A 22,673-nucleotide genomic window follows, 5' to 3' on the forward strand; every position below is an offset into this window, starting at 1 on the left:
CATTTTTCGCTAACTTCTTTGTTTCCCTCTCTTTTCCCTTAGCTTGATGCTTATGAGGCGACGCTTGAGTCGCCCTTCCTCCGTTGCCTCAACCCCATGAGATTTGCGCGATGCGCCCATACAAAATCACCTTGCGCCCCTTTGAGAACCGTTTTAAAGAAGCAACGGATCCGCTGGGTGTGCTGGCGATGTTACATGAAACTCCGCTATCATACACACTATCGAAAGATCCAACCCATATTTCAGCAGCGAGAGATTTAGAAGTTCTCTTACCATATTATCCATACGACAAAGTTCTTTCACGCAATTATCCATACTATACAACCGATGTGAAATCTATATAAAATAAATAAAAGGAACAGCGAAATTTAGGAATAATTATATCGTAACTCAAGTTGGTAAATAAAGATTAATAAAGGTAAAATATTGTACATGTTTAAAATAAGTTTGATAAATATTTGACAATCGAACTCAAAATATGATAATATCATCTATAGATGCATGAGCTATGAGTTAAGGCAACACCCTTAAGGGCTACCACGTCTGCAAGTTTACAAACCGCAAAAATTCACTACGAATTCCCTCCATTATCGTGGCAATATTAGCACGAAAAAGAGGTTGGTATTGGTTTTTGTTTGCCTAGAAACTTGACATGGGTAGGGCTTTAGCTTCCGGCTACAAACATCTATGCGTTAATAGTAGTTGCTGTACCCGATCGTGCTGTACCAGATCTAGCACGTAGTACACAGATGTAAGAAAGGGAGGAAGTCTCCGGTGAGAACAACAGGTAAGGTTAAGTGGTTTAATGATGCCAAGGGTTATGGATTTATTGAACGCCCCGGTCTCGAAGACGTGTTTGTTCACTTTTCCGCTATCCAAATGGAAGGGTTTAAGACCTTAACTGAGGGTCAGGAAGTCGAGTTTGATATTGAGAACTCCGGCAAAGGTCCTCAGGCGGTCAGCGTATCCCTACCTTCGAGGCAAACCCAGTTAACCTAATTCGTGCTAGCTAGGCTGGTGTTGAAAGCAGTTGCGGGATTTTAAGAACATTCCATTTAAATATGGCAAGAGGCGTGGGAAACCACGCTTCTTTTGCTTTTATATTATAGTATGGGCAAGCGTTCGCGCATTTCCAGATGCTCTTTGCACTCCCAGTTAGCTTCTACCACTTTGCCGTTTTCCAGCGCTACCCACGCAAAAGCCCCCGTAGGGGGATTGACGAAATGCTTTAGTTCTCCCAAATCCATGCCCTTGAAATAGGTAGTAAGGCAATAGAAGATATAGCCATGCGTGGAAAGCAGCGCTTTCTGGTAAGGGCTTTTTAATAATTCTTCTGCCAACTTGGTTACGCGCTTCCAAACCTCACGCGGTTGCTCATTGATAGGCTCGCTCAGAGACGGTTCGCCTTTAATTTCAACTTGCCCAATTTGGCGGCTTACCAGCGTGGCAGTTTGAACCGCACGCGGCAGAGGAGAGGTAAGGTAAAGCCCGAACGGGGCATGTTGCGCCAACCCTTGCCCCAACATCAGCGACTCCTGTATTCCGCGCTCGGTCAGCATAACCCGATATTGATTATTGCCGTAAGAGCCGTTAACTGCCGAAATGCTAGTTTGTCCGTGTCTGTGGTAATAAATATACTTCAGCAAAATAATACCTCGTTATTAATTATTTATTGTTTGCGCCTATATCGTAGCCGGTAAGTTCAACATAGCCAGAACCGGTAATGGGTTTGCCGTCCTTCGTACCGCTTATATCGGTGTCGCCTTCCCAATAGACTACCGCAGTAGTTTTGCGGGTGTCAAGTTCCTGATTCGGGAGAACCGGCTTGTAATTAAGAGTCATAGCGGGGATACCGGGCTTTTCCTTCACGGTGATAGCCCAACCGCTGGGCCATTTTACTCCCGTAGCATTGCTTACCCATTCTCCATTAGCTTTAATGGTCAGGTCGCTGGTTTCAAGGTCGTAAATTTTGTGCGGTTGGTTGGGCGTGCATGCGTCCTTGCAAGGCGGGACATAAGTTCCAAATACTTGAATCAGATTATTATTCTTGTCGCGTAGATTGTAGAACATAAGCTCGCTGCCATCGTTTAGTTGTGCGCTAAACCAATCCCAACCTCCCGCCAACGGCAAAAAATTACCCCACTGCTTATCAAACCACATTTGCCCGCTTGAAATTTGCTTTGCCGTACCGCCCACGCTGATTGTGCCGCTTACTGACATGCGGGGGCGCGAATAATAGTAGGATGCGCCCGCCGGTCCGTAAGAAAATTGCCCCCCGCCGTGTAACGCTATTCCCTTCGTATCGTTTACGGTCAGGTCTATAGCGTAGCTGCCATCATCCATCGCGGCTTTCAGGCTGTCTTTCCCGCCTATCCCTTGCATCGTCCAATCGGCTTTTTGCGCGGCATTAACTTTAAGGTTGAAGCCTTCGCTACCACCCGCCTTAAAGGAGTCTGAAATGCTGATGCGCTGCTCATATTTGAATGCGCCGGATTGCACATTTGTAATAGCAAAGTGAGAAGCGTAAGCTGCCGGAAAGTTGGAGCGCAGCCCCTGAAAGATTACGAACTCCACCCCGTATTGCTGCCCATCGGCGGTTTTAATACGTCCGGTGTAGTACCACCATTCGGTCAGCACATTGTGGGGGGCTTCATCTTCGGGGAACTTTACCACCGTACCGGGAACGGGTCCGGGCGTACCAACCGGAATCTCGGAGGCTTTGGCATTGGTGGAAGGGCTTGGGAAGGCTTCTTTGGTAGGGGCGTTATCTCCACACGCTACCAGCAATAAACTTGACATAACTAGAACTAAGAATAGAGCGATTTTATATTTTAGGGTTTTCATTATATATCCGTTTGAATAATCTACTACTTAACCAATGGCAATTTCTCTTGCTGTGTCGTGTTGCCGGGAACAGGCTCGAAATCTACCGATTCGAGTTTTGCCTGTGGTAGGAATTTTAGTAGCCATTTTGGGGCGTACCAGTTCCATTTTCCCAGCAATTGCATTGTAGCCGGAACCAATAACGCTCTTACTATTGTAGCATCTACGCCAACCGCTATGGCAACTCCCAACCCCAACATCTTCACCAAAACCATATCCGCGGTGACAAAGGAAAGTGATACCAATACCACAATCAGGGCGGCGCTGGTTATAATCTTCCCGCTGCGTTGCATCCCAAGCGCAACACTGGCAGCGTTATCTCCGGTGTTTTCCCAGCTTTCTTTGATGCGACTAAGCAAAAATACTTCGTAGTCCATTGAAAGCCCGAACAGAACGCAGAACATGATTATGGGGATAGTCGGCTCGATGAAGTTGAGAGGCTTGAAATTCAGGATATTGCTAAAATTCCCTTCTTGAAAGACAAACACCAACATCCCGTAGCTGGCGACAATGCTCAGCGCGTTCATAACGATAGCTTTGAGCGGTAGTAACACCGAGCGGAAAAGTATTACCAACGCCGTATAGGTGGCAAATACAATGAATAGAGCGGCGTAAGGAAAAGCCCCGTACAAGCTGTTTACCACGTCAATTACACCCGCCGTAGAGCCGGACACCATGACGCTCATCCCGTTACCGATTTGGCTATTGCGAATTTTCTCGACTAAGGCGCGGCTTTCCGGCGAATTGGAAGAGAATTTGCTGTAAACCAAAATCAGCGTGGTATCGCCCTTTGCAAATTGGGCGGCATAATCTCGCAGAAAGGTATCGCGAATTGCGTTCACATTGGCGTAGATAATCTGGTATTGGTCGCGATTCAGGCGCGGTTCAATTGTGACAATGCTATCCACTCGGTCAACGCGAAGGTCTTGCTTTATCAAGTTGGCAAACTCGTAAAGGTAGTAAATATTACCCGGCTCAAGAATATTGCCCTTTGGCGTTTGCACAGTAATCAGAATTGGGTTCGCCTCGTTCTCGTTAAAATCCTTTCGTAACGTATCAAATACTTGGCGGCTTTGAACGCTATCAGGCAAAATAGAAGGGTCAGGGCTGTTAAAAATTACGCTCAAGAACGGTATGCCCAGTATCAGCAAACCGCTAAGGGTTGCTACAAAAATTAGGATAGGGCGGCGCATTACCAACCGCGATAACTTAGCCCAGAAACCGGAGCGTTCATCTAGATTTCGCCCTCGTTTCGCCAGTCCTGATACCGGAAGGGCATTTATGCGCGTTCCAATGATGGCGAGGATTGCGGGGAGCAGCGTGATTGCCGCCATAACCGAGACAAATACCACCACTATCCCACCGATAGCCACCGAAACCAACAGGTTGATGCGAAACACGAACAGGGCGCACAAGCCGATTAGAACGGTCAAACCGCTATAAGTAACCGCTTGCCCGGCGGTAGCAAGGGCAATAGCAACTGCTTCTTCGGCGCTTCTGCCCCGAAAAATCTCTTCTCGGAAACGACTGGTCAGGAATAGGGCGTAATCCAACCCTAAGCCTAACCCTAAAAGGGTTGCCAGATTTAGGGTAAAGATTGAAAGCTCGGTGAGGTTCGCCAACCCGAACAGCGATGCCAGAATCACCACTACGCCCATACCCCCAACTAGAACCGGCAGCGCGGCAGCTACTACCGACCCGAAAACAAAGAGCAACGCCAGTATTGCTATGGGGATAGCCACAACTTCGGCGCGATAGAGGTCGCTCTGGCTCACCTTTTCAACATCGGCATAATAGGCAGGTCCGCCGCCAATCTGCATTTTCAGGGTCGGCGGTTGCTTAAGCACATTCATAAATTCGGGTAGTGCTTTGGCGGCGGCTTCTCCATCCGAACTCACCTGCACCAAAATATAAGCAGTTTTGCCATCATTGGAAATTTGGCGCGGATTGGATACGAAATCTATTAGGTCAATTGGTAGGCTGAATTTCTGTTTAAGCTCGGAAACAGCGAACTGCGCTTCTTGGATGAAGCGTGGGTCTTTGGCGTTGAGAGTGTCGCTTTCAAACATCAGAATGATGCTGCTGGCGCTGTAATTTAACTTGTCTGCCAGCAATTGTGCGCTGCGGGCGCTTTCGGTGGTAGGGTCTGAAAACCCGCCAATTTTAAGAGGTTCGATAACTCTAGCGGTAAAGGGTAAAGAGGCGGCAACTACCACCAACCAAAACCCCACAAACCACCAGCGATTTCTGTATATAAATTTGCCAAATCTATAGTACATTGTGTTTTATTCCATATTTTGCATTTTTCCACCAAATACTTAGACAAATATTATACCACTCTACGAGATTTAATCTTGTGAATATTCAGAGAATGTATGATATTTTCCACCCTACAAAACTGTAATAAACAAATAATTAGATACTGGCTATAATATTAATAAATATATTTAGATTCTACATTTGGCATTTAGATACAGGGTATTAACTTGAGAGCTTTTAAGACTTTGTAAAAGGGTAAATAGGAAAAAACAGCAGATATTATTCTCGATAAATGGCTTTATCCCTTTGCAATAGGCAAATCGCTCTTATTTAATCTAAGCGTTAATCTTTATATAACCATTCAAGCTAGGTCAATTGCAAGAGGCGTTTTGGGGTTATAACTAGGGCATCCTTCCACCCATTCCCAACTTTGCAACTGCTCTGCCATATAGAATGGTCGGTATATTGTGCTACCAAAATAGAGTTGGGTAAAAAACTGGGGTAAAAATTATGATAGGGTGTGTTGATAGAAATGGTTCTTTTAAAGACTATAAACGGTATAGAAGCGCTTCCGCCGATTTTAGAGATGATGAGCAGTTTATTTATTTTGAGATAAATGCGTTGGGGGATGGCGGGCATAAAATAACCAAGCTTGAGGTCTATCAAAAAGCGGTTAATTTCGAGATAGAACCGCGTGATTGCCCGGATTATTTGTTAAAGGTGTCTTGCACTTCCGAATATCCGAAAATCGCGCCACACTTAGCGGTTATAGAAAAAGCCAGCGGTAAACCTACCGAAGAGTACCTATCGAACGTGTTACAAGAATGGGCAAACGATTGTAACATTGCCACTCTGGTAGAAGAATTTCACTTTCAGAAATGCGTGAATATTAAGCGTAAAGCCACCCGTTCTATGCGTTCTCGCTTGTTGTTCTTCCTGTAGCCCTGAAAGGCTTAGCTAATTAAATTGCGTCACTCCCACTTTTTTTATAATTGCCAATCATTTGTCTTAAGATTTCCTAGGGCGGTTGCAAGAAACGTTTTTAGGGCGTATTGCTTCCGCTAACCTTGCGACTCCCCATTTCCGAATTTGCAACAGCCCTGTGCTTTCCAGCTAATTTCTGCAAATAAAATTTACAGTGTATAATAGTTGTACTAGAACGTTTGCTAAATTTACAATCTCGATGTATTAATTAGCGAACTTGAAAGAAATGTAGAAATGGCTATATCGCGAGACCAAAAAATATATAGCTATTCCCGTTCAGAGTGTTATAACACCCTGCTAGGTCTCTTACCCATTTTACATGTACGGGTTGAGCCTTTGCTTTCGGTTGGGCTGTCGTTGGAAGAGCATAACGCCGATAAGGGCGAAATCAAAGTCAAAACCATGCCCGTCAATACCGCTCAAACAACCGCTGTCCCTGTCAGCACGCCAAGCCAGTTTCGCTTCAAGTTTAACCTTGAGTCTTCCGGTGAAAACAAGTGTGTAGTAAAGGCGGAAGCCTCTACCGCAGGCGTAACCGATGTCGGTTTGGGGCAATTAACGTTAAGGCAGCTTTTGATAACCTTGAGCCTTGCGCTAGGCGGAAAATTGCCCTCCGGTTCTATCCCGATTTTCTTCCTCGATTTGCCTGCACCTCCCTTTGGTAGTTCGAATGCCAAGCTATATGATTTCGTAAATCGGGGGTATAACCTAGCGCGGCGCGGTCAAGCGGACGATGCAATACAAGAATGGGAAGCGGCTTTGCGGATAAACCCTCAATGCGTGGAAGTATTTTTTCACAAGGGGGTTTTGCACATGTTGTTGGATGAGCTTGAACAAGCGTGCAACGATTTCGGCGAGGTGGTGCGGCTTGAACCTCAGCATTTGCTGGCTAAGTTGTACTATGATGATATTAGTGACCGCTTCAAGAAACGCTTACTTCAACCTACCTCCCCAGTTAATATGCTTGAGGAAGCTCCTACCAAACGCGGCAACCTTGCCGGAGCAATTCCCACTTTGGGTTCTGCGCCCGGAGGTGGTCACAACCCGGTTAATGAAGAGGATGTGCCTACTAAGGTATTAAAAAGAATCTTTAATTCTAGGCTGCTTTTGAAAGGCGAGGGCGTACCAGTAACGGATTATGAAATCAAGGAGCAGCTAATTTCCATCGGTAGGCAAGAAGATAACACCATAATGATTTTGAACGGGAAGGTGTCACGCCACCACGCCCGTATCATAACCCAGAGTGGTGTTAGTAAGCTGTTGGATATGGGTAGCGCGAATGGCACATTACTGAACAGTAGGCGACTTGCTCCCGGCGAACAGGTTGATTTATATAATGGCGATTTGGTAAAGCTGGGTGACGTGGATATTACCTATATCAACCCGCAGCAGGTGGCTCGTCCGGTGGTGACAGCGCCACAATGGCGACCCGCCATTTCCCCGCAAGAACGTTTTTGGGCGCTTAATGTTCTCGGTTTGAATCCGGCTTTTACTATAACGCCCCAGCAAATAGAGTCGCAGAGTGAAGTTATGCGCCGCTTCTGGGAAGACCGGTTGCGTACAGCTTATAGTCCGCAACTGAGGACTGAGGCTGAATCGCGCCTTGCAGAGTTAGTCCGCGCCCGCATCTTGTTATTAGGAATGTAAAGAACATATTACGCTTGGAATAAAAACAAGGGGTTTAAGTTCTTTGTCTGAAAGTTTTCCTATACAGAAAGAGCCTTCCAAAACCCCATTGTTTAGCAGATAACGCCCCCGCCCAATACCTCATCGCCTTGATAAAACACTGCTGCCTGACCGGGAGTAATGGCGCGTTGGGGGCTATCTAGCATGAGGCGAGCTTTTCTCGTTACCGAATCCAGCAATTGTACCGTACCGGAGGCTTCCCGCGCCTTGTAGCGAATCTTAACGGTGGCAGGAACGGGTTGTTCGCTCCACTCGCCGTTAATCCAGTTAACATTTTCCACCTCAAACTCGCGTTGAAACAAGTCGCGGTCGTCACCAACTACCAGCGTGTTGGATTCTTTCACAACCTTTAAAACATACGTGGGTTTCGAGGCGTAAATGCCGATGCCCTTGCGTTGACCGATGGTGTAATTGGGTAGCCCGTTATGCTGACCGATTACTTCCCCGCTCAGATTAATAATCGGACCGGGGGTAGTTGCACCCTCGCTCAGCCTACTTTTTATGTAATCGCGATAATCACCGCCTGCCACGAAGCAAATATCCTGACTCTCCGGCTTTGCGGCAGTAGCAAGCCCTCGCTGTGCTGCCATTTGGCGGGTTTGCGTTTTGGTATATTCGCCTAATGGAAACAAGATGCGGCTTAACTGCTTCTGGGTGAGCATGTATAAAACGTAGCTCTGATCCTTGCTGGCATCTACCGCTCGCAACAACTTGTATTGCTGGGTATTAGGGTCAAAAACGTTGCGGGCGTAATGCCCGGTAGCGAGATAATCCGCGCCCAACGCCAACGCTTTATCCAGCAGGAAGCGAAACTTTAGGAAGGCATTACAGGCGATACAGGGGTTGGGGGTGCGCCCACGCTGGTATTCTTTTACAAAATATTCTATAACCGATTGACGAAACTCTTTCTCAAAATTCATAGCGTAGAAAGGTACGTCAATTTGTTGGCAAACCCGGCGAGCATCTTCCAATTCCACGATGGAACAACAACTCTTGTTTAGAGAATAGTTCTGTTCTTCTTCAGCGTTGCTACTGCCGTGTAGCCTCATATTAATGCCGATAACTTCATGTCCTTGCTCTATCAGCAAGGCAGCGGTGAGCGAGCTATCTACTCCCCCGCTCATTGCTACTACTACGGTTGCCACTGCTAATTTATCTTTCCAGTTACCTGTTTACTGAGCGCATTTTCTGATGCTCTGCGCTGAACATACTGTCTGCCCTTTTTGGCTTTTCCTAGCTAAAGGCTTTTAATTTGCGTATCCATACACATTCATGTGAAAATCGTGCGCCAACGCGCCCAATCCACCCACCATTGTTAACAATTTGATGATAAAAGGCTGGTCGCGATGCTGTTCTTCCAGCTTTATCGTAAGGTCAATTGTTTCTTGACACAAGCCGAGCAAGCGTTCCCCCAAGCACTCGAAATCTTCGTTATAATCTGAAAGAGTGGTAAGCAGGGGAAAATAATCATCGTCTGAACCGATTGCAAGACGCATTGTCTCGCACTCAATCTCATCCAACGCCCACATTAGGTATTTGGGGCTTTTAGGGTCACTGTTGACTGATAGAATAATTTCTTTCGCCATAAGCTGCTAATCCTCGATTTTGTAACGACAGGTTGTACCTGTAATTAAACATTCCTCCACTATAGCAAGGGTAGTATAGCTATTACCTTTCAGCATGGCAAATAGTTTCTAGATTTTCTATTCCGGTTGCTATCGGCATTTTCAAAGTGTTATACTTTAATTTACCTACCAGTCAATTTTGAGGAAGGATGTCATTTATGGCTACAAAACAGGTTAAATTCCCCGATGATTTTGTGTGGGGTGCTGCCACTGCCAGCTACCAGATTGAGGGCGCGTGGGATGTAGATGGCAAGGGGTTGAGCATTTGGGATACCTTCGCGCATGCTCCCGGCAAGATTAAAGACGGTTCAACCGGAGATATTGCTTGCAATCACTACTTCAAGTGGCGCGAAGATGTAAGCCTTATGAAGAAAATAGGTTTACATGGATACCGCTTTTCGATAGCATGGGCGCGTATTTTGCCGGACGGGCTAGGCAAAGTTAATCAGGATGGGCTGGATTTCTACGATAGGCTGGTGGATTGGTTGCTAGACCACGATATTGACCCTTATGTGACTCTCTATCACTGGGATTTGCCGCAAGCTTTGCAGGATAAGGGCGGTTGGGTGAACCGCGATACGGTACAGGCTTTTGTGGATTATGCCGGAATTATTGCCGACCGTTTAGGTGACAGGGTTAGGCATTGGATTACGCTCAACGAGCCGTGGGTGGCGGCGGTACTGGGTTATGGCTTGGGCGAGCATGCGCCCGGTCATAAGAATTTGGGGGAGGCGATTCAGGTTGGACACAATTTGTTGCTGGCGCATGGTCTAGCGGTTCCGGTTTTGCGCGAAAGAAGCGAACCGGAGGCGGAAGTGGGTATTAGCCTGAGCCTGTCGCTAGGAACGCCTGCCGATGATAGCAGCGCGGCGCGTGAGGCTACTAACCGCCACGACCTTTTTATGAATCGTTGGTTTTTGCACCCGCTTTTCAAGGGTTCGTACCCGGAAGAAATGGAGCCTATTCTAGGCATGATGCAACTCAAACGCGAGCCGGAAGATGCCGCCGTTATTGCTGCACCGATTGATTTTCTGGGAGTAAATTATTATATTCGGCATCTGGTGAAAGATGGGGATGAATTTCCGCCTGTGAATCTGCAATTTGTCAAGAATCCAGAGGCTAAGTACACCGATATGGATTGGGAGGTGTATCCGCAGGGCATCCGCGAACTTTTGCTGGAAGTTAGCAAGGAGTATAAGCCCACGAAAATCTACATTACCGAAAACGGGGCTGCCTTCGCCGATACACTTGAGGAAGACCGGGTACATGATACCGAACGAGTGGAATACTTGCGCGGTTATTTAGCGGAGGTTGGCAAGGTGATTGAGCAGGGCGTTCCGGTTAAAGGCTATTTTTACTGGAGCTTGATGGATAACTTTGAATGGGCATGGGGTTATACCAAGCGGTTCGGGTTGGTTTACGTGGATTATGACACCCAAAAGCGCATTGTCAAGGATAGCGGACTGCTGTACAAAGAAATTATTGCTTTGAACAGTGTTGAGTGATTTTCAAAAAGAGGGGCGCATTGCACGCCCCTTTTCCCTTTATTTTATTAAACCCTCTAGACGGCTTTCCAGCCACCGTCAGCGGTTATAACTGTGCCATTTATGTAGCGCGACTCATCCGAAGCAAGGAAAAGCGCCAGATTCGCTATGTCAATCGGGTCAAGAAAAGCTGGTATCAGAGCCGCGAACGCGCCAGCCCGCTGCGCTCCAGTTGGGTCTATCCGGTCTTGCGGCATTGTTTCGCCAATGTTGGTTTTGGTACCGCCCGGCAGAATGGCATTACAGCGAATCCCCTTAGTGGCATACATCCATGCGGTGCTGCGGGTCAGCCCCACCAACCCATGCTTGGAAGTTGTATAGGCTGCACCCGCTGCGCCTCCGCTAATACCTGCTGTTGAGGAAACATTTACGATAGAGCCACCGCCCTGTTTGAGCATTTGCTGTACAGCGCGGCGGCTAGTAAACATCGGACCGTCCAAATTAATGCTTAAAACCCGCCGCCAGATGTCATCTGATAGCTCGCCTACGCCTTGCATATAATCCATTACACCGGCATTGTTTACCAGTATGTCAAGGCGACCGTAGGCGCTGATTGCCAAATCCACCAGACCTTCTGCCGAATCCTTATCCGCGATATTGCCATGTAATCCTGTAATAACGCCTCCGGTACTTTGAATATTTTTGACTGCCTCATTAAGCCGTTGCTCGTTCCAATCGCCTCCTACAACTGAAGCTCCTTCACTCGCAAATAGGGTTGCTATAGCTAACCCCATACCCGAAGCGGCTCCAGTTACTACCGCAACTTTTCCTTGAAGTCTCATTATTGCCTCCTTTGGCAGAGTTTAAAATATTTGAAAGTACCACAATTGTCAGCTATTTCCAGTTTTAAAGGCTATTGTTTTGGCGCGAATATCCGTCATTTTCCGATTTTGTAGCTTGCGCCGCGTTATTTTGGCTGCCGGGAAATTTCTTGAAGATGCCGGGCTGTAATAAACCGATATAAACCCCACCCGTCACTTTGTCTAAATCTTCCTCGCTCAATTCATGCTCAATATTAGGCTTCCGGTTCAGGTTATTGCGCGTGTTGTTTTCGCTCATACTGGCTGGACTCCTTCCAATAGCAGGATTATTTCCTCAATATAATTATACCTGATTTTGGTATATGTATATTAATATTATTGCGCTATTGCATTGATTTGTTATAATGAATTATATAACTTTACGTAACTAATAATTACGCCAACCCGACTCAATGCTTTAAGCTTGAAGGAAGTCCCTTTTTATGGATACGATCTTACCGGTTCTATTTTTTGTTTTATTTATTGGGTTAATCGGCGGGATAGTTTACACCATTTTTTCTCGCGGCATTAGAATTGTTCCAGACGGCAGCGTGGCGATTGTCGAGCGCAACGGCGAGTTTAACCGCGTGCTTGCGCCGGGTCGCCATTTCCTCTTTCCCTTGCTAGACCGCATCAGCAAAATGGTAGAGCTTAAAGAGTTTGAAGAGACTCTTCAGATTGATAATGTGCTTACCGGTGATATGACCCTGATTGACCTTGACATCAGTATCACTTTTCGGTTGGCGCACTACCGCCCTCGTATGATAAAGCGCGATGAAGCAGAGGTTCGCCGCCCTCGTCGCGTTATCCTCTGGAATAAGATTCTGATTGCAGAAGATGATGTTTACAAAGCGGCAGTTTCGGTGGATAACTGGAAAGAACGTGCCAAGCGTGATGCGGTGACGACTCTACAGGACTATTTTAATACTATCAATTATCGCGAAGAGATTTATCGCTCTGAGCAAGAACGCGCCCGCGACCCTTCCGTACCTGCGCCGTTGCCTCGCATTTCACAAGCGCTTACCTCTTTGGTAAATGAAAAGACGCGCGGTTTGAGCGAAGATGATAGAAAAAAGCGCGGTATTCGCCCGGAAGACCCGCGTTTCAGGGGGTATGGCGTGGAACTTACCAGTCTGACTATTTCAAATGTGCGCCCGGACGAGAAAGCCTTGCAATTGTGGGATGCGGAACGGCAAGCCCGCGCCGAAGCCCAGATTCGCTTGATTAAGGCTGCCAGCGATAGCCGTATTCGCGAGATTGAGGCGCAAAACGAGCGGCTTATCCGCGATACGCTCGGTTTGACCAATGTTAGCGATTATCTGACATGGCGATATATCGAGGCTATTCGGCAATCCGGCAGAGTTGCGCCGCCGCCGCCCGGCGTGAATGTGGGCGATATGGATGGCTATAATTCGGGGGGGTACGCCGTTTCCCGTTCCCAGAACACCCCTGCCGGCTAAATCTTCAAAGAGTGATTGGTATTTCGGAGTGTCAGCAAAGGGCTTATGAACTTTAAGAAATTAATCCGTAAATATGTGAAATTTCCGAAGGGCGGTTCGCGAACCACCCCTACGAACCAAATCTCATGAGAACCGATTTGTAGGGGCGCATCGCGAAGCGCCCGCGTTGGATGGTGAAATCTGGTGGATTTATCCCAATCCTCGTTTTACGGTTTTAATTGTTAATCTACATAAAGCCCCTTGTTTTTTTATTTTTAGAAGGGCAAATTGACTATGTTTCCGGCTTTTGCCACAAAGTTGATGACTATGCGTAGCAGAATAAAGGCGATTATAAAAGAAATATCCAGCATTCCAATAGGCGGAATAATCTTGCGAATGGGCGTTACCAGCGGGTCAACTATATCGTAGGCAAAGCGTGTAATGGCAAAACGCCGGGTTGGGTCAATCCAAGACATTATCATTGCGACAAACATCATAACCCAGATAAAATATAAGAACACCAACCCAATTCCAAAAACGACTGACATGATTCACCCCTGTAATTCGTATAATTCCGGATTTAAAAACTTGACCATCGCGTAGGTAAAGATACTTTCATAAGACTGTTGGCGTGTTTCCAACCCCTTGCTAAGGTAGCCCACCACTCCACCGGCGCGTTTGCTATCTTTGACGCTAAAAAGGCGGTCGGTGGCATCGCCCAATTCTAAACCTGCTTCGAGGTCTTTTATAATTGCGGGCGGTAGCGGCAATAATAGCCCGCCTCCGTAGGATAAGCCACCTTCGCGGGTACGTATGGCGCACCATGCGTTGGTCAGCACGTTATCGAGTCCGGCGACCTTATGATGGACAATGCCGCCCTCAAGCCCGATACCCCAATGCGCGTCTTGCCATGCTTCTAGCGCGGAGGCTGCACGAGTCATTGCGCCTTGCATAGTTTCTTCGTCCCCTACAGGCTGCGCGGATACGCCGCTTTCTACTTCTACGCTCCGCACCATAAAATTATCAATTCCCGGTAAGAGCTTGTCTTCGATGGCGCGTGCCAGTGTTTCTTCTACTGCGCGTATTTTGATAGGGTTGCTGGAGCCTACCGCTACCAGTAATATTTTATTATTCATAAATTTATACGCTTTTAACTGTCTATTGTTTCAGTGTTGAAGGCATGAGGGAGCAATTCCGTCAGGCTGATAGTGTAATGAACTTTATCCAAATTGGCAACTATTACGCTCAGGTTATGGTTAAATTCTGCTAGAAACTGACGGCATGCGCCACAGGGGGTTGTAGGCAATTTGGTATCGGCAACCACCGCGATGCTATCCCATTCTAATTCCCCTGCAAGGACGGCAGCTACCGCCGCGCTGCGTTCGGCGCAAATGGTCAGCCCATACGAGATATTTTCCACATTAACCCCGTAAAAGATTTTGCCGCTACGGGTACGCAAGGCGGCTCCAACTTTGAAGCCGGAATATGGAGCGTAGGCATGCTCTCTCACTGCTCGCGCCCCATCTATGAGGTCATTCACGCTCTATTACTCCTTTAGGCGAAGCGGGCGAATAGAATTCCCAGCAGGTATAGACCCATAATAGGACCTGCTATCATTAGTTGCATAACCGGGTCGGGGCTAGGATTAATGAAGGCTGAGATAACCAGCGAAAAGACGATAGCAAATTTCCACCATTTCACGAATGATTTCCACTTCACGATTTGGGCTTTTGCCAGCGCGTACATCACAATCGGGATTTCAAATACCACGCCCGTCCAGAACATCACCTTAGTTACAGTAGTGATATAGCTCATAGCGGTTAGGGTAGGGGTGAATTGGTCTGCCCCGAAGGTGGTTAAAAATTTGATGGCAGGTGGAAGAACAAAATAGTAGCAGAAAACTACGCCGGATACGAAGAAAATCGCTACCATCGGGATTGAAACAATCAAAGCTCTTTTGATGCCTCTCAGCATCTTTACTTCGTTTTCGTAACCTATTTGTCCGGGTTCGGTTTCGGGTTCAAGGGCAGGGGCAAGGAAAGCTATCAGGTGATAGACAATTATCGGGCTGGAAAGCAAAATTCCGGCGTAGATTGAAACATAGAAATAAACGCTGAAGCCATGCACCAGTTCGGTATTGATAAAGTTGATTTTGGGGTTGGCTTCTTTGCCAAGCTCAATGAATAGACCTACTATGTCGTGCGAAAAGGAAAGGGTTGCGCCCGTTCCGAGCATTACAGATAGAGTGACCCAAATCAGGCGTGACCGCAGTTCGGCGAGATGCTCCAGAAAGGTCATTTGCCCGGCTTGGACTTTGGGCTTTTTTGATTTATCTTTTCGACCCGGTAAACGCAATTTGCGAACGGTTTGTACAATGTTCATCAGCATATATTTCAGGCTTCCTGATGGATTGCGGAACGGGCGGTTTCAGTTTCCGGTTTCAGATGTTCAGGACCACGCCAAAGCGGTTTGGCGGGCGTGTTATTCATAAGAGCGTCTTGCCAGCTATAATTAGCTTCGTCAAACTCGTAAACCCCGATAGGGGCGCTACTAATGACCACAGGTTCAGGGTAGTTGTAATTTACCTCGATTACAGGTTCAGGCTGGCTAGGGCTTTCTTCCACCACTTGCTTGATTAGCTCAGAATTTCCCGGTTCGGCGGCTTGCGCTTCTATTAGGGGAGTGTTAGAAGTGGCGGATTTAGCGACAGTGGCAATAGTTTCTACCGAGGAGGTATATTGCTCACGGGCTTCTAGGGCGGTTTCCTTAAGAGTGTTGGTAGCCGCGCTTAACTCTTTGGCGGTGTTATCCATCGCCTCTTTAAGGTCTTTTTTAATTTCCTTGAAATCTGAAATATCCAATTCGCGGGATACTTCGGTGCGTACATCTTCGGACAATTTTCGTAATTGTGCAACCCACTGGCCAATAGTACGTAGAATTACGGGCAGTTTATCGGGTCCGAAAATGATGGTAGCAACTATCAATATGACAAAAAGTTCTGGAAAATTGATGCCAAAAATATCCATAAGCCTTAAGAGTTACACTAAATTCCCAGTTACGCAAAAACTAGCATAACCTTTTTAGTGGATTAGCGCAAGTGAATGACCGGCTTATACAGGGCTTTTCAGAGAATAATATTTTTGACAATAGGTGAATTCAACCCCTAGGCAAAGAGTAAAATTTCGGGGATAAGTGCAAGTTCAAATTGTTAAATGCTAAAAAGCCCTGATACGAATTTAGGGAGTGCCTAGTAATGCAGAGGTAGCATGCTATAATAGATTTTTGCTATTGTTAAGCAGCCTCAGATGTTTGGCAAAATTAAAATTCACCTCTTCCAAGATAGGCACACCCTCAATTATCTACACATTTATTTTTCCTCTTAACAATGTTACACTATTCATCCTGAATACTCATTTCGGTTTCGTTTTGTTCACCAACCTAACTTTATCACAGAGTATTCAGCCTTCCTTTTTCCAATCCTTAGACTTCCATACGTTATCACGAAATTTTTATAGGAGCATAAAAAACCTTGCTTTATTCAAATGTTGACACATTATATGCAGAGTCAAAAACCTATAAAATTTATAATCAAGGTTAAAATATGTGTGGTATTGCCGGAATCATTGATCTGGAAAAATCGGTTAATCAAGATATACTATTAAAAATGTGCCAGTTGATTTCACATCGTGGTCCGGACGATGCCGGCATCTTTCTGGAAAATGCCTCCAAACTTTCCATAGGATTGGGTTCCCTGCGTCTTAGTATTCTTGACCTTAGTTTGGCAGGGCATATGCCGATGAAAAACAGAACCGGAGATATTGTACTGGTCTATAACGGTGAAATTTATAACCATAATGAGCTAAAAGTTGATTTGGAAAAGCGAGCCTATCAGTATCACTCTCGCACTGATACTGAAACTCTGTTATATGCCTATGAGGAATTTGGCTTAGATTGCTTTAAGAACTTGAATGGCATGTTTGCTGTGGCAATATACGACCGGCGCAATGCTAGGGTGGTGCTGGCGCGAGACCGTATGGGTATAAAGCCGCTGTATTATTTTTGGAACGGAAAAAGGCTAATATTCTCTTCTGAATTAAAGTCTCTGATGACTCATCCAGACATAATCCGCAAACTTAATCAAGAAGCCCTCGATTTATACCTAACTCTCGGTTATGTGCCTTCTCCTTACTGCCTAATTGCTGGTGTGAAAAAGCTCCTACCGGGGCATTATTTGGCGCTTCAAGAGGGTACCCTGAAAGATATTTCTTTTTGGTCGCCGACTCTTTCTATTCCCAATCCAGATTTGCGAGATGACCGGCAACTTTCGGAACAGATTCGGGTAACTCTTGATGGAGCAGTAGAGGCTCAATTAATGAGTGATGTTCCGGTGGGTATTATGCTAAGCGGAGGATTGGATTCCACCATAATTGCTGCCATTGCTTCAAGGAAGCAGCTGAATTCATTGCATACCTTTTCTGTAGGATTTGATACCGGTAAATCTCGTATGGAGGAAATGTACAACTGGGATTCCTTCTACGCCAGAAAAGTAGCGCTGAAACTAAAAACCCAACACCACGAGGTATTAATCAAAGATGATTCCACTTTAATTCCACTGTTAGAAAAATTGCTATTTGCGTTGGATGAGCCTGTTTGGGAACCTTCCTATCTGTCAATTTATGCAATGTCGAAACTGGCAAAAGAAGAAGGAGTTAAAGTATTGTTGAGCGGGGATGGTAGCGATGAGCTTTTTGGAGGCTATCCTTGGTATCTAGGAGCTACCACCTTAGAAAAATACGAGCGAATACCCTTTCTGCGCCAACCCTTACGCTTGGCAAGCTCTGTGCTTCCTCCAAGCATTTTCCATAAAAAGGTTACAGATTTATATCTTAAGTATCGGCAACCCAACTATATTAAATACCTTCAAAATTACAGCCATTTTAAGCCCAGCAGTCTGGCAAAACTCATTCCCGGAGCCTCAAAACGAGATAGTGTCGTACAGGAGTTTTTAGATTTAACCCTTAAACCTGTAAAAGAAGCCTCCACTGCCGACCAGTTTGCCTTTGCCGATTTATTACTATGGGTACGAGAGCATTTTAACCAACGCATTGATCGCATGACTATGCTTTCCTCAGTAGAGGGGCGCGTGCCTTTTCAGGATAATTCTATAGTAGATATGGCTTTGACTATAAGGGTTAGCCGTAAGTTCAAAGGCACAGAACAAAAGGCTCTTTTAAGAGAAGCTTATAAAGATATTTTGCCCGATTTTGTCCTAAACCGTCCCAAACGTCCTTTTGCTGCGCCCGGTAAAGCTTGGTTAGAGGGGATTCTCAATGAATATGCTTTGTCTCAGTTGAATCGGTCTTCGTTTAACGGGTTAGGTCTGTTTGATGGACGGGCTGTAGAGTCTTTTGCATATCCTTTTCTAAGAGGGGAAAAATCCCATTATGAAGAAAACGAGCCATTTATTTCTATCTGGAATCTGTTAGCTCTGACTATTTGGTTGAAGCAATGGAATATTACCGCGTGACAATGTATAGATTCACCAACCTATAACATTATATTTGAGCCGAAAACAGTATGATAATAAAATTGATTGCGCCACTGCTACCCAAGAATAAAACTGACCTAATAAAAGTGTAATAGTTTTACATTACACTCGCTATTACAGCATCGCAAATGACTTGAAATTACCAGATTCTTCTCATATAATGCTAGTTAATGTATATTTGACATTAACTAGAATCTTGAAAGGTTACGCCATGTCCGATAAGCTCAAAGCACTGTTAGCACAGTTCCATCCCAAAAAGGGAGATTATAATCACAACTTGAGCCGGATTGGCGACATCTTCGCGCAAATTGAAGCTGATAATCTGGAAGTGGATATAATTTCCATGCCTGAAACTGCCTTGAACGGCTATTTTCTGGAAGGTGGCGTGCGCGAATCTGCCCGAAAGCAGCAACAGGTATTTGAAGACCTACAACGCGAATATATCAAGCGGTGCGGGTTGGATGCGCCCTTGCTAGATATTACGTTGGGCTATTATGAGGAATTAAACGGCGTTTTTTTTAACTCCGCCCTTTATCTAACGCTTGGCGCAGAACGGCAATCAAAAGGCATTTGGAAGCCCGGTATCATCCACAACCACCGCAAGTTTTTTTTGCCCACCTATGGCGTATTTGACGAGGAGCGTTTTGTGAGCAGGGGCAGGCGTGTGGCAGCTTTTGATACCCGCTTTGGCAAGTTTGGTATCTTGATTTGTGAGGATGTATGGCATAGCATCACCAGCACAATTCTGGCTTTACAAGGCGCACAGGTAATTTTTGTCGGCAATGCCAGCCCGGCGCGTCACTTTGAAACGCATGAACCCGGCAACCTGACACGTTGGCGTGAACTGGTAAAAAATATTTCTGAGGAGCATAATCTTTATACCGTTTTGACGAATCTAGTGGGTTTTGAAGGGGGCAAGGGTTTTATCGGGGGTTCTATCGTAACCAACCCCTTTGGTGAAGTGATTTTGAACGGACCCGTTGCCGAAGAATGCCTGCTATCGGTAGAACTAGATGTACGAGATATGGTAGTAGCGCGGGCGGAAAATCCCTTGCTGGCTGATTTACTCAACAGCTTGCCTGATTTGATTGCAGAACTAAACGCCATTGAGCGTCACTAAGAGGAACATAACCCATGAGCCAGAAATTTAGCCCAGAAACCAAAAGATTTCGCCTTATCAAACATCCCGTTTCTATCGGAGACGAAATAGCTTCGCGGTTGCTTCAGGTAAACCCTGCACTGATACGCGATTGGCTGGTAGCGTTTCTCCGCGATGAGATTATTCGTAGGCGCAACTTCAAAAAGGCAATTATTGGGCTTTCAGGGGGGGTGGATAGCGCGTTGGTGGCTTACCTTTGCGCGGCGGCGTTGGGACCTAAAAACGTGGTGGCAATTCGTATGCCCTACCGTACCAGCAACCCCGAAAGCCTTGAACACGCCCAACTGGTGATTGATGCGCTCGACATTGAAACCCGCACTATTGAGATAACCGGGGCAGTGGACGGGTATCTAGGCGCGTTTGAACCGGATGCCAGCGGGCGTAGGCGTGGTAACGTAATGGCGCGTCAGCGTATGATTATCATCTTCGACCAATCAGAAAGGTATCGCGCCCTTCCGGTAGGTACAGGTAACAAAAGCGAGCGGTTGTTCGGCTATTATACGTGGCATGCCGATGATTCGCCGCCTATCAACCCGATTGGCGACCTCTACAAAACGCAGGTATGGGAGCTTGCCCGTTTTATGGGTGTGCCTTCGGTTATCGTGGATAAACCCGCCAGCGCTGACCTGATACAAGGTCAAACGGATGAGGGCGATTTCGGAATTAGCTACCACAAAGCCGATAAGATTCTAGCTTTGCTGTTGCGCGGCTACAACCGAGAGCGCATTATAGAATCAGGCTTTCCCGCAAACGAGGTTGATTTGGTGAAGGGCAAACTGGATGGTACTCACTGGAAACGCCATCTGCCCACCACCGCGATGCTCAGCAGCACTTCAATAAACGATTATTATTTGCGCCCGGTGGATTATTAGCTTCCTATTTATGAGTACGTTTTTGAGTAATAAAAAAAGGCCCCTCCATATTCAGGAAGGGCTTAATCATTTATTTCTGAGGCTGCTCTATCGGAACCAACTTTAGATGCAGGTCATCAAGTTGTTTCTGGTCAACTTCGCTCGGCGCATCGGTCATTTCGTCAGTGGCGCTTTGAGTCTTGGGGAATGCCATTACATCCCGAATATTATCTTCACCCGCCAACAACATAACTAAGCGGTCAATGCCGGGGGCAATACCGCCATGCGGGGGTGCGCCATACTCGAAAGCGTTTAGCAAGTGACCAAACCGTTCTTGCTGCTGCTCATCGTTGTAGTTGAGCAATTTAAAGAGTTTGCTTTGCACATCCCGGCGGTGTATTCTGATGGAGCCTCCTCCAGTCTCGTAGCCGTTGCAAACTATATCGTAAGCGTTGGCGCGGGCTTTGCCGGGGTCGGTATCTAGTAAATGCAAGTCTTCTGGAATTGGCGCAGTAAAGGGATGATGCACAGCATCCCAGCGGTTTTCTTCCGGTCTCCATTCCAACAACGGAAATTCCAGCACCCATGCGAAAGCTAATTCATCGGGGTCAGTCAGGTTTAGGCGTTTGCCCATTTCAGCGCGTAAACGACCTAGCGCATTTGCTACCACCTCCGGTTGGTCGGCAACGAATACCAAGAGGTCACCCGCTTTAGCTTGGAAAAGAGAGGCTATTGTATTCAATAATTCAGAAGAAAAGAACTTTGCGCTGGGCGATTTACTCGAAAGCACGTCACCATTCTGCTCTAACTGCAAGTAAGCCAGTCCCTTTGCCCCAAACTGCTTGACATAATCTACCAAACCGTCTAATTCACGCCGGGAATAGCTGCTGCATCCGGGCAGACAAATACCCTTAACCTGTCCACCTGCTGCTATAGCCCCGCTAAAGACCTTAAATTCGCTATCCTTAACCAACTCGCTAATATTGACGAACTCAAGCCCGAAGCGTATATCAGGCTTATCGCTGCCGTACTTATCCATTGCTTCATCGTAGCTCATACGCACGAATGGTTTGAATTTAAGCTTCTTTTCGGGCGTTACATTTTCCACGATTTCGATAAATAATTGCTCTATAAGTTGCAAAAGGTCTTCGCGCTCAATAAAGCTCATTTCAAGGTCAAGTTGAGTAAATTCCGGCTGTCGATCGGCGCGTAAATCTTCATCTCGGAAGCAGCGGGCAATCTGGAAATACTTTTCCATACCGCTCACCATCAGCAATTGCTTTAGTTGCTGCGGAGATTGGGGTAGCGCATAGAATTTGCCAGGATGAACCCGGCTTGGCACTAAATAATCACGCGCTCCTTCGGGGGTGCTTTTAATCAGAATCGGGGTTTCAATTTCAATAAAGCCGCGTGCATCCAGAAAATCCCGCATATATTTGACCACTTTGTGCCGCAAAATCATATTGCGTTGCATACGCGGGCGGCGCAAATCAAGGTAGCGATATTTAAGGCGCAACTGTTCTGAAACTTCGATACGGTCGTTGATTTCAAAAGGTAGCGGTTTGGCAGGGTTTAATATTTCAAGATGAGTTACAGATATTTCAATTTGCCCGGTAGGAATATTCAAATTTTCAGTGCCGGAGGGTCGCAACGCTACCGTTCCTGTTGCTGCAAGTACAAACTCATTGCGGCTTTCTCCGGCTAAGGTATGCGCTTCACCCGATATATGCGGGTCAAAATTAAGCTGCACCAAACCGCTGCGGTCTCGTAAATCAATAAAGATAAGCCCGCCATGGTCGCGCCGCCGATTCAACCAGCCTCGCACCGTTACTTGCTCTCCGGCGTTTTCGGCTCTCAACGCTCCACAGCTATAGATTTTAGCCACAGGATTCTCC

General features: G+C 46.4%; 21 protein-coding genes. 8 read left to right on the forward strand and 13 right to left on the reverse strand.

Annotated features, from left to right (window positions below; translation table 11 throughout):
• Positions 1-774 precede the first annotated feature (774 nt).
• Entirely contained in the window at positions 775-999 is a 225-nt protein-coding gene (locus tag WCK19_RS14000; RefSeq protein WP_341469600.1) for a cold shock domain-containing protein, read from the forward strand.
• Between the two features lie 104 nt (positions 1,000-1,103).
• Here the strand turns inward: WCK19_RS14000 and WCK19_RS14005 are convergent, their stop codons facing one another.
• Genes WCK19_RS14005 through WCK19_RS14015 form a run of 3 tightly spaced genes read right to left on the reverse strand, consistent with a single transcriptional unit; the run spans position 1,104 to position 5,162 of the window.
• Positions 1,104-1,646, reverse strand: coding sequence for a phosphoglycerate mutase family protein (locus WCK19_RS14005; RefSeq protein ID WP_342398010.1), 543 nt, complete (start codon positions 1,644-1,646; stop codon positions 1,104-1,106).
• A gap of 19 nt (positions 1,647-1,665) precedes the next feature.
• Positions 1,666-2,844, reverse strand: a complete 1,179-nt coding sequence (locus WCK19_RS14010; RefSeq protein ID WP_342398011.1) for a lipocalin-like domain-containing protein — start codon at positions 2,842-2,844, stop codon at positions 1,666-1,668.
• A 23-nt stretch (positions 2,845-2,867) separates the two neighbouring features.
• Positions 2,868-5,162 carry an MMPL family transporter gene (locus tag WCK19_RS14015; RefSeq protein WP_342398012.1) on the reverse strand — a complete coding sequence of 765 codons (2,295 nt, stop codon included), beginning with the start codon at positions 5,160-5,162 and terminating at the stop codon, positions 2,868-2,870.
• 490 nt (positions 5,163-5,652) lie between these two features.
• Between WCK19_RS14015 and WCK19_RS14020 the strand changes: the two genes are divergently transcribed.
• Positions 5,653-6,084 carry a hypothetical protein gene (locus tag WCK19_RS14020; RefSeq protein ID WP_342398013.1) on the forward strand — a complete coding sequence of 144 codons (432 nt, stop codon included), beginning with the start codon at positions 5,653-5,655 and terminating at the stop codon, positions 6,082-6,084.
• A gap of 276 nt (positions 6,085-6,360) precedes the next feature.
• On the forward strand, positions 6,361-7,773 hold the full coding sequence (locus WCK19_RS14025; protein WP_342398014.1) for an FHA domain-containing protein: 1,413 nt from the start codon (positions 6,361-6,363) through the stop codon (positions 7,771-7,773).
• Between the two features lie 92 nt (positions 7,774-7,865).
• Here the strand turns inward: WCK19_RS14025 and mnmA are convergent, their stop codons facing one another.
• Positions 7,866-8,957: a tRNA 2-thiouridine(34) synthase MnmA gene (gene mnmA, locus WCK19_RS14030; protein WP_342398015.1), complete on the reverse strand. Its 1,092-nt coding sequence runs from the start codon at positions 8,955-8,957 to the stop codon at positions 7,866-7,868.
• Between the two features lie 102 nt (positions 8,958-9,059).
• Positions 9,060-9,398, reverse strand: coding sequence for a hypothetical protein (locus WCK19_RS14035; protein WP_342398016.1), 339 nt, complete (start codon positions 9,396-9,398; stop codon positions 9,060-9,062).
• A 197-nt stretch (positions 9,399-9,595) separates the two neighbouring features.
• Between WCK19_RS14035 and WCK19_RS14040 the strand changes: the two genes are divergently transcribed.
• The gene (locus tag WCK19_RS14040) at positions 9,596-10,942 is read left to right on the forward strand and encodes a GH1 family beta-glucosidase (RefSeq protein WP_342398017.1); all 1,347 of its coding nucleotides are present in this window, start codon (positions 9,596-9,598) and stop codon (positions 10,940-10,942) included.
• 56 nt (positions 10,943-10,998) lie between these two features.
• Here the strand turns inward: WCK19_RS14040 and WCK19_RS14045 are convergent, their stop codons facing one another.
• A complete protein-coding gene (locus WCK19_RS14045; RefSeq protein WP_342398018.1) occupies positions 10,999-11,763 on the reverse strand; it encodes a glucose 1-dehydrogenase in 765 nt (254 codons plus the stop codon).
• Between the two features lie 64 nt (positions 11,764-11,827).
• Positions 11,828-12,040, reverse strand: coding sequence for a hypothetical protein (locus WCK19_RS14050; protein ID WP_342398019.1), 213 nt, complete (start codon positions 12,038-12,040; stop codon positions 11,828-11,830).
• A gap of 184 nt (positions 12,041-12,224) precedes the next feature.
• Here WCK19_RS14050 and WCK19_RS14055 point away from each other — a divergent pair, with 184 nt between their 5' ends.
• The gene (locus WCK19_RS14055; protein ID WP_342398020.1) at positions 12,225-13,241 is read left to right on the forward strand and encodes an SPFH domain-containing protein; all 1,017 of its coding nucleotides are present in this window, start codon (positions 12,225-12,227) and stop codon (positions 13,239-13,241) included.
• Positions 13,242-13,495: 254 nt separating this feature from the next.
• Here WCK19_RS14055 and WCK19_RS14060 read toward each other — a convergent pair whose 3' ends face one another.
• The 5 genes from WCK19_RS14060 to tatB are packed head-to-tail and all read right to left on the reverse strand — an operon-like array spanning position 13,496 to position 16,246.
• Positions 13,496-13,768 (reverse strand): YggT family protein, encoded by a 273-nt coding sequence (locus WCK19_RS14060; RefSeq protein ID WP_342398021.1) that lies wholly within the window; start codon positions 13,766-13,768, stop codon positions 13,496-13,498.
• A 3-nt stretch (positions 13,769-13,771) separates the two neighbouring features.
• Complete coding sequence (locus WCK19_RS14065; protein WP_342398022.1) at positions 13,772-14,356, reverse strand: inosine/xanthosine triphosphatase; 585 nt, start codon at positions 14,354-14,356, stop codon at positions 13,772-13,774.
• 14 nt (positions 14,357-14,370) lie between these two features.
• Complete coding sequence (gene cdd / locus WCK19_RS14070) at positions 14,371-14,760, reverse strand: cytidine deaminase (protein ID WP_342398023.1); 390 nt, start codon at positions 14,758-14,760, stop codon at positions 14,371-14,373.
• A 14-nt stretch (positions 14,761-14,774) separates the two neighbouring features.
• Complete coding sequence (tatC, locus tag WCK19_RS14075; RefSeq protein WP_342398024.1) at positions 14,775-15,608, reverse strand: twin-arginine translocase subunit TatC; 834 nt, start codon at positions 15,606-15,608, stop codon at positions 14,775-14,777.
• Between the two features lie 5 nt (positions 15,609-15,613).
• Entirely contained in the window at positions 15,614-16,246 is a 633-nt protein-coding gene (gene tatB / locus WCK19_RS14080; RefSeq protein ID WP_342398025.1) for a Sec-independent protein translocase protein TatB, read from the reverse strand.
• A gap of 575 nt (positions 16,247-16,821) precedes the next feature.
• On the opposite strand from tatB, the gene asnB reads away from it, so the two are divergent.
• The 3 genes from asnB to WCK19_RS14095 all read left to right on the forward strand — a co-directional run bounded on the left by asnB (position 16,822) and on the right by WCK19_RS14095 (position 20,799).
• Positions 16,822-18,747, forward strand: coding sequence for an asparagine synthase (glutamine-hydrolyzing) (gene asnB / locus WCK19_RS14085; protein WP_342398026.1), 1,926 nt, complete (start codon positions 16,822-16,824; stop codon positions 18,745-18,747).
• 232 nt (positions 18,748-18,979) lie between these two features.
• Positions 18,980-19,888, forward strand: coding sequence for a nitrilase-related carbon-nitrogen hydrolase (locus WCK19_RS14090; protein WP_342398027.1), 909 nt, complete (start codon positions 18,980-18,982; stop codon positions 19,886-19,888).
• A gap of 14 nt (positions 19,889-19,902) precedes the next feature.
• A complete protein-coding gene (locus tag WCK19_RS14095) occupies positions 19,903-20,799 on the forward strand; it encodes an NAD+ synthase (protein WP_342398028.1) in 897 nt (298 codons plus the stop codon).
• A gap of 70 nt (positions 20,800-20,869) precedes the next feature.
• Here the strand turns inward: WCK19_RS14095 and aspS are convergent, their stop codons facing one another.
• The gene (gene aspS / locus WCK19_RS14100; protein WP_342398029.1) at positions 20,870-22,663 is read right to left on the reverse strand and encodes an aspartate--tRNA ligase; all 1,794 of its coding nucleotides are present in this window, start codon (positions 22,661-22,663) and stop codon (positions 20,870-20,872) included.
• Positions 22,664-22,673: the final 10 nt, after the last annotated feature.

It is taken from the genome of Candidatus Chlorohelix sp. (genome assembly GCF_037138995.1).
In the GTDB taxonomy this organism is placed as follows: domain Bacteria; phylum Chloroflexota; class Chloroflexia; order Chloroheliales; family Chloroheliaceae; genus Chlorohelix.

Bases quoted from the DNA above. Each gene is read 5' to 3' on its own strand.
- WCK19_RS14010 (WP_342398011.1), bottom strand. From the start codon at position 2,844: ATGAAAACCCTAAAATATAAAATCGCTCTATTCTTAGTTCTAGTTATG.
- WCK19_RS14015 (WP_342398012.1), bottom strand. From the start codon at position 5,162: ATGTACTATAGATTTGGCAAATTTATATACAGAAATCGCTGGTGGTTT.
- WCK19_RS14020 (WP_342398013.1), top strand. From the start codon at position 5,653: ATGATAGGGTGTGTTGATAGAAATGGTTCTTTTAAAGACTATAAACGG.
- WCK19_RS14025 (WP_342398014.1), top strand. From the start codon at position 6,361: ATGGCTATATCGCGAGACCAAAAAATATATAGCTATTCCCGTTCAGAG.
- WCK19_RS14035 (WP_342398016.1), bottom strand. From the start codon at position 9,398: ATGGCGAAAGAAATTATTCTATCAGTCAACAGTGACCCTAAAAGCCCC.
- WCK19_RS14040 (WP_342398017.1), top strand. From the start codon at position 9,596: ATGGCTACAAAACAGGTTAAATTCCCCGATGATTTTGTGTGGGGTGCT.
- WCK19_RS14045 (WP_342398018.1), bottom strand. From the start codon at position 11,763: ATGAGACTTCAAGGAAAAGTTGCGGTAGTAACTGGAGCCGCTTCGGGT.
- WCK19_RS14050 (WP_342398019.1), bottom strand. From the start codon at position 12,040: ATGAGCGAAAACAACACGCGCAATAACCTGAACCGGAAGCCTAATATT.
- WCK19_RS14055 (WP_342398020.1), top strand. From the start codon at position 12,225: ATGGATACGATCTTACCGGTTCTATTTTTTGTTTTATTTATTGGGTTA.
- WCK19_RS14060 (WP_342398021.1), bottom strand. From the start codon at position 13,768: ATGTCAGTCGTTTTTGGAATTGGGTTGGTGTTCTTATATTTTATCTGG.
- WCK19_RS14065 (WP_342398022.1), bottom strand. From the start codon at position 14,356: ATGAATAATAAAATATTACTGGTAGCGGTAGGCTCCAGCAACCCTATC.
- tatC (WP_342398024.1), bottom strand. From the start codon at position 15,608: ATGCTGATGAACATTGTACAAACCGTTCGCAAATTGCGTTTACCGGGT.
- tatB (WP_342398025.1), bottom strand. From the start codon at position 16,246: ATGGATATTTTTGGCATCAATTTTCCAGAACTTTTTGTCATATTGATA.
- asnB (WP_342398026.1), top strand. From the start codon at position 16,822: ATGTGTGGTATTGCCGGAATCATTGATCTGGAAAAATCGGTTAATCAA.
- WCK19_RS14090 (WP_342398027.1), top strand. From the start codon at position 18,980: ATGTCCGATAAGCTCAAAGCACTGTTAGCACAGTTCCATCCCAAAAAG.
- WCK19_RS14095 (WP_342398028.1), top strand. From the start codon at position 19,903: ATGAGCCAGAAATTTAGCCCAGAAACCAAAAGATTTCGCCTTATCAAA.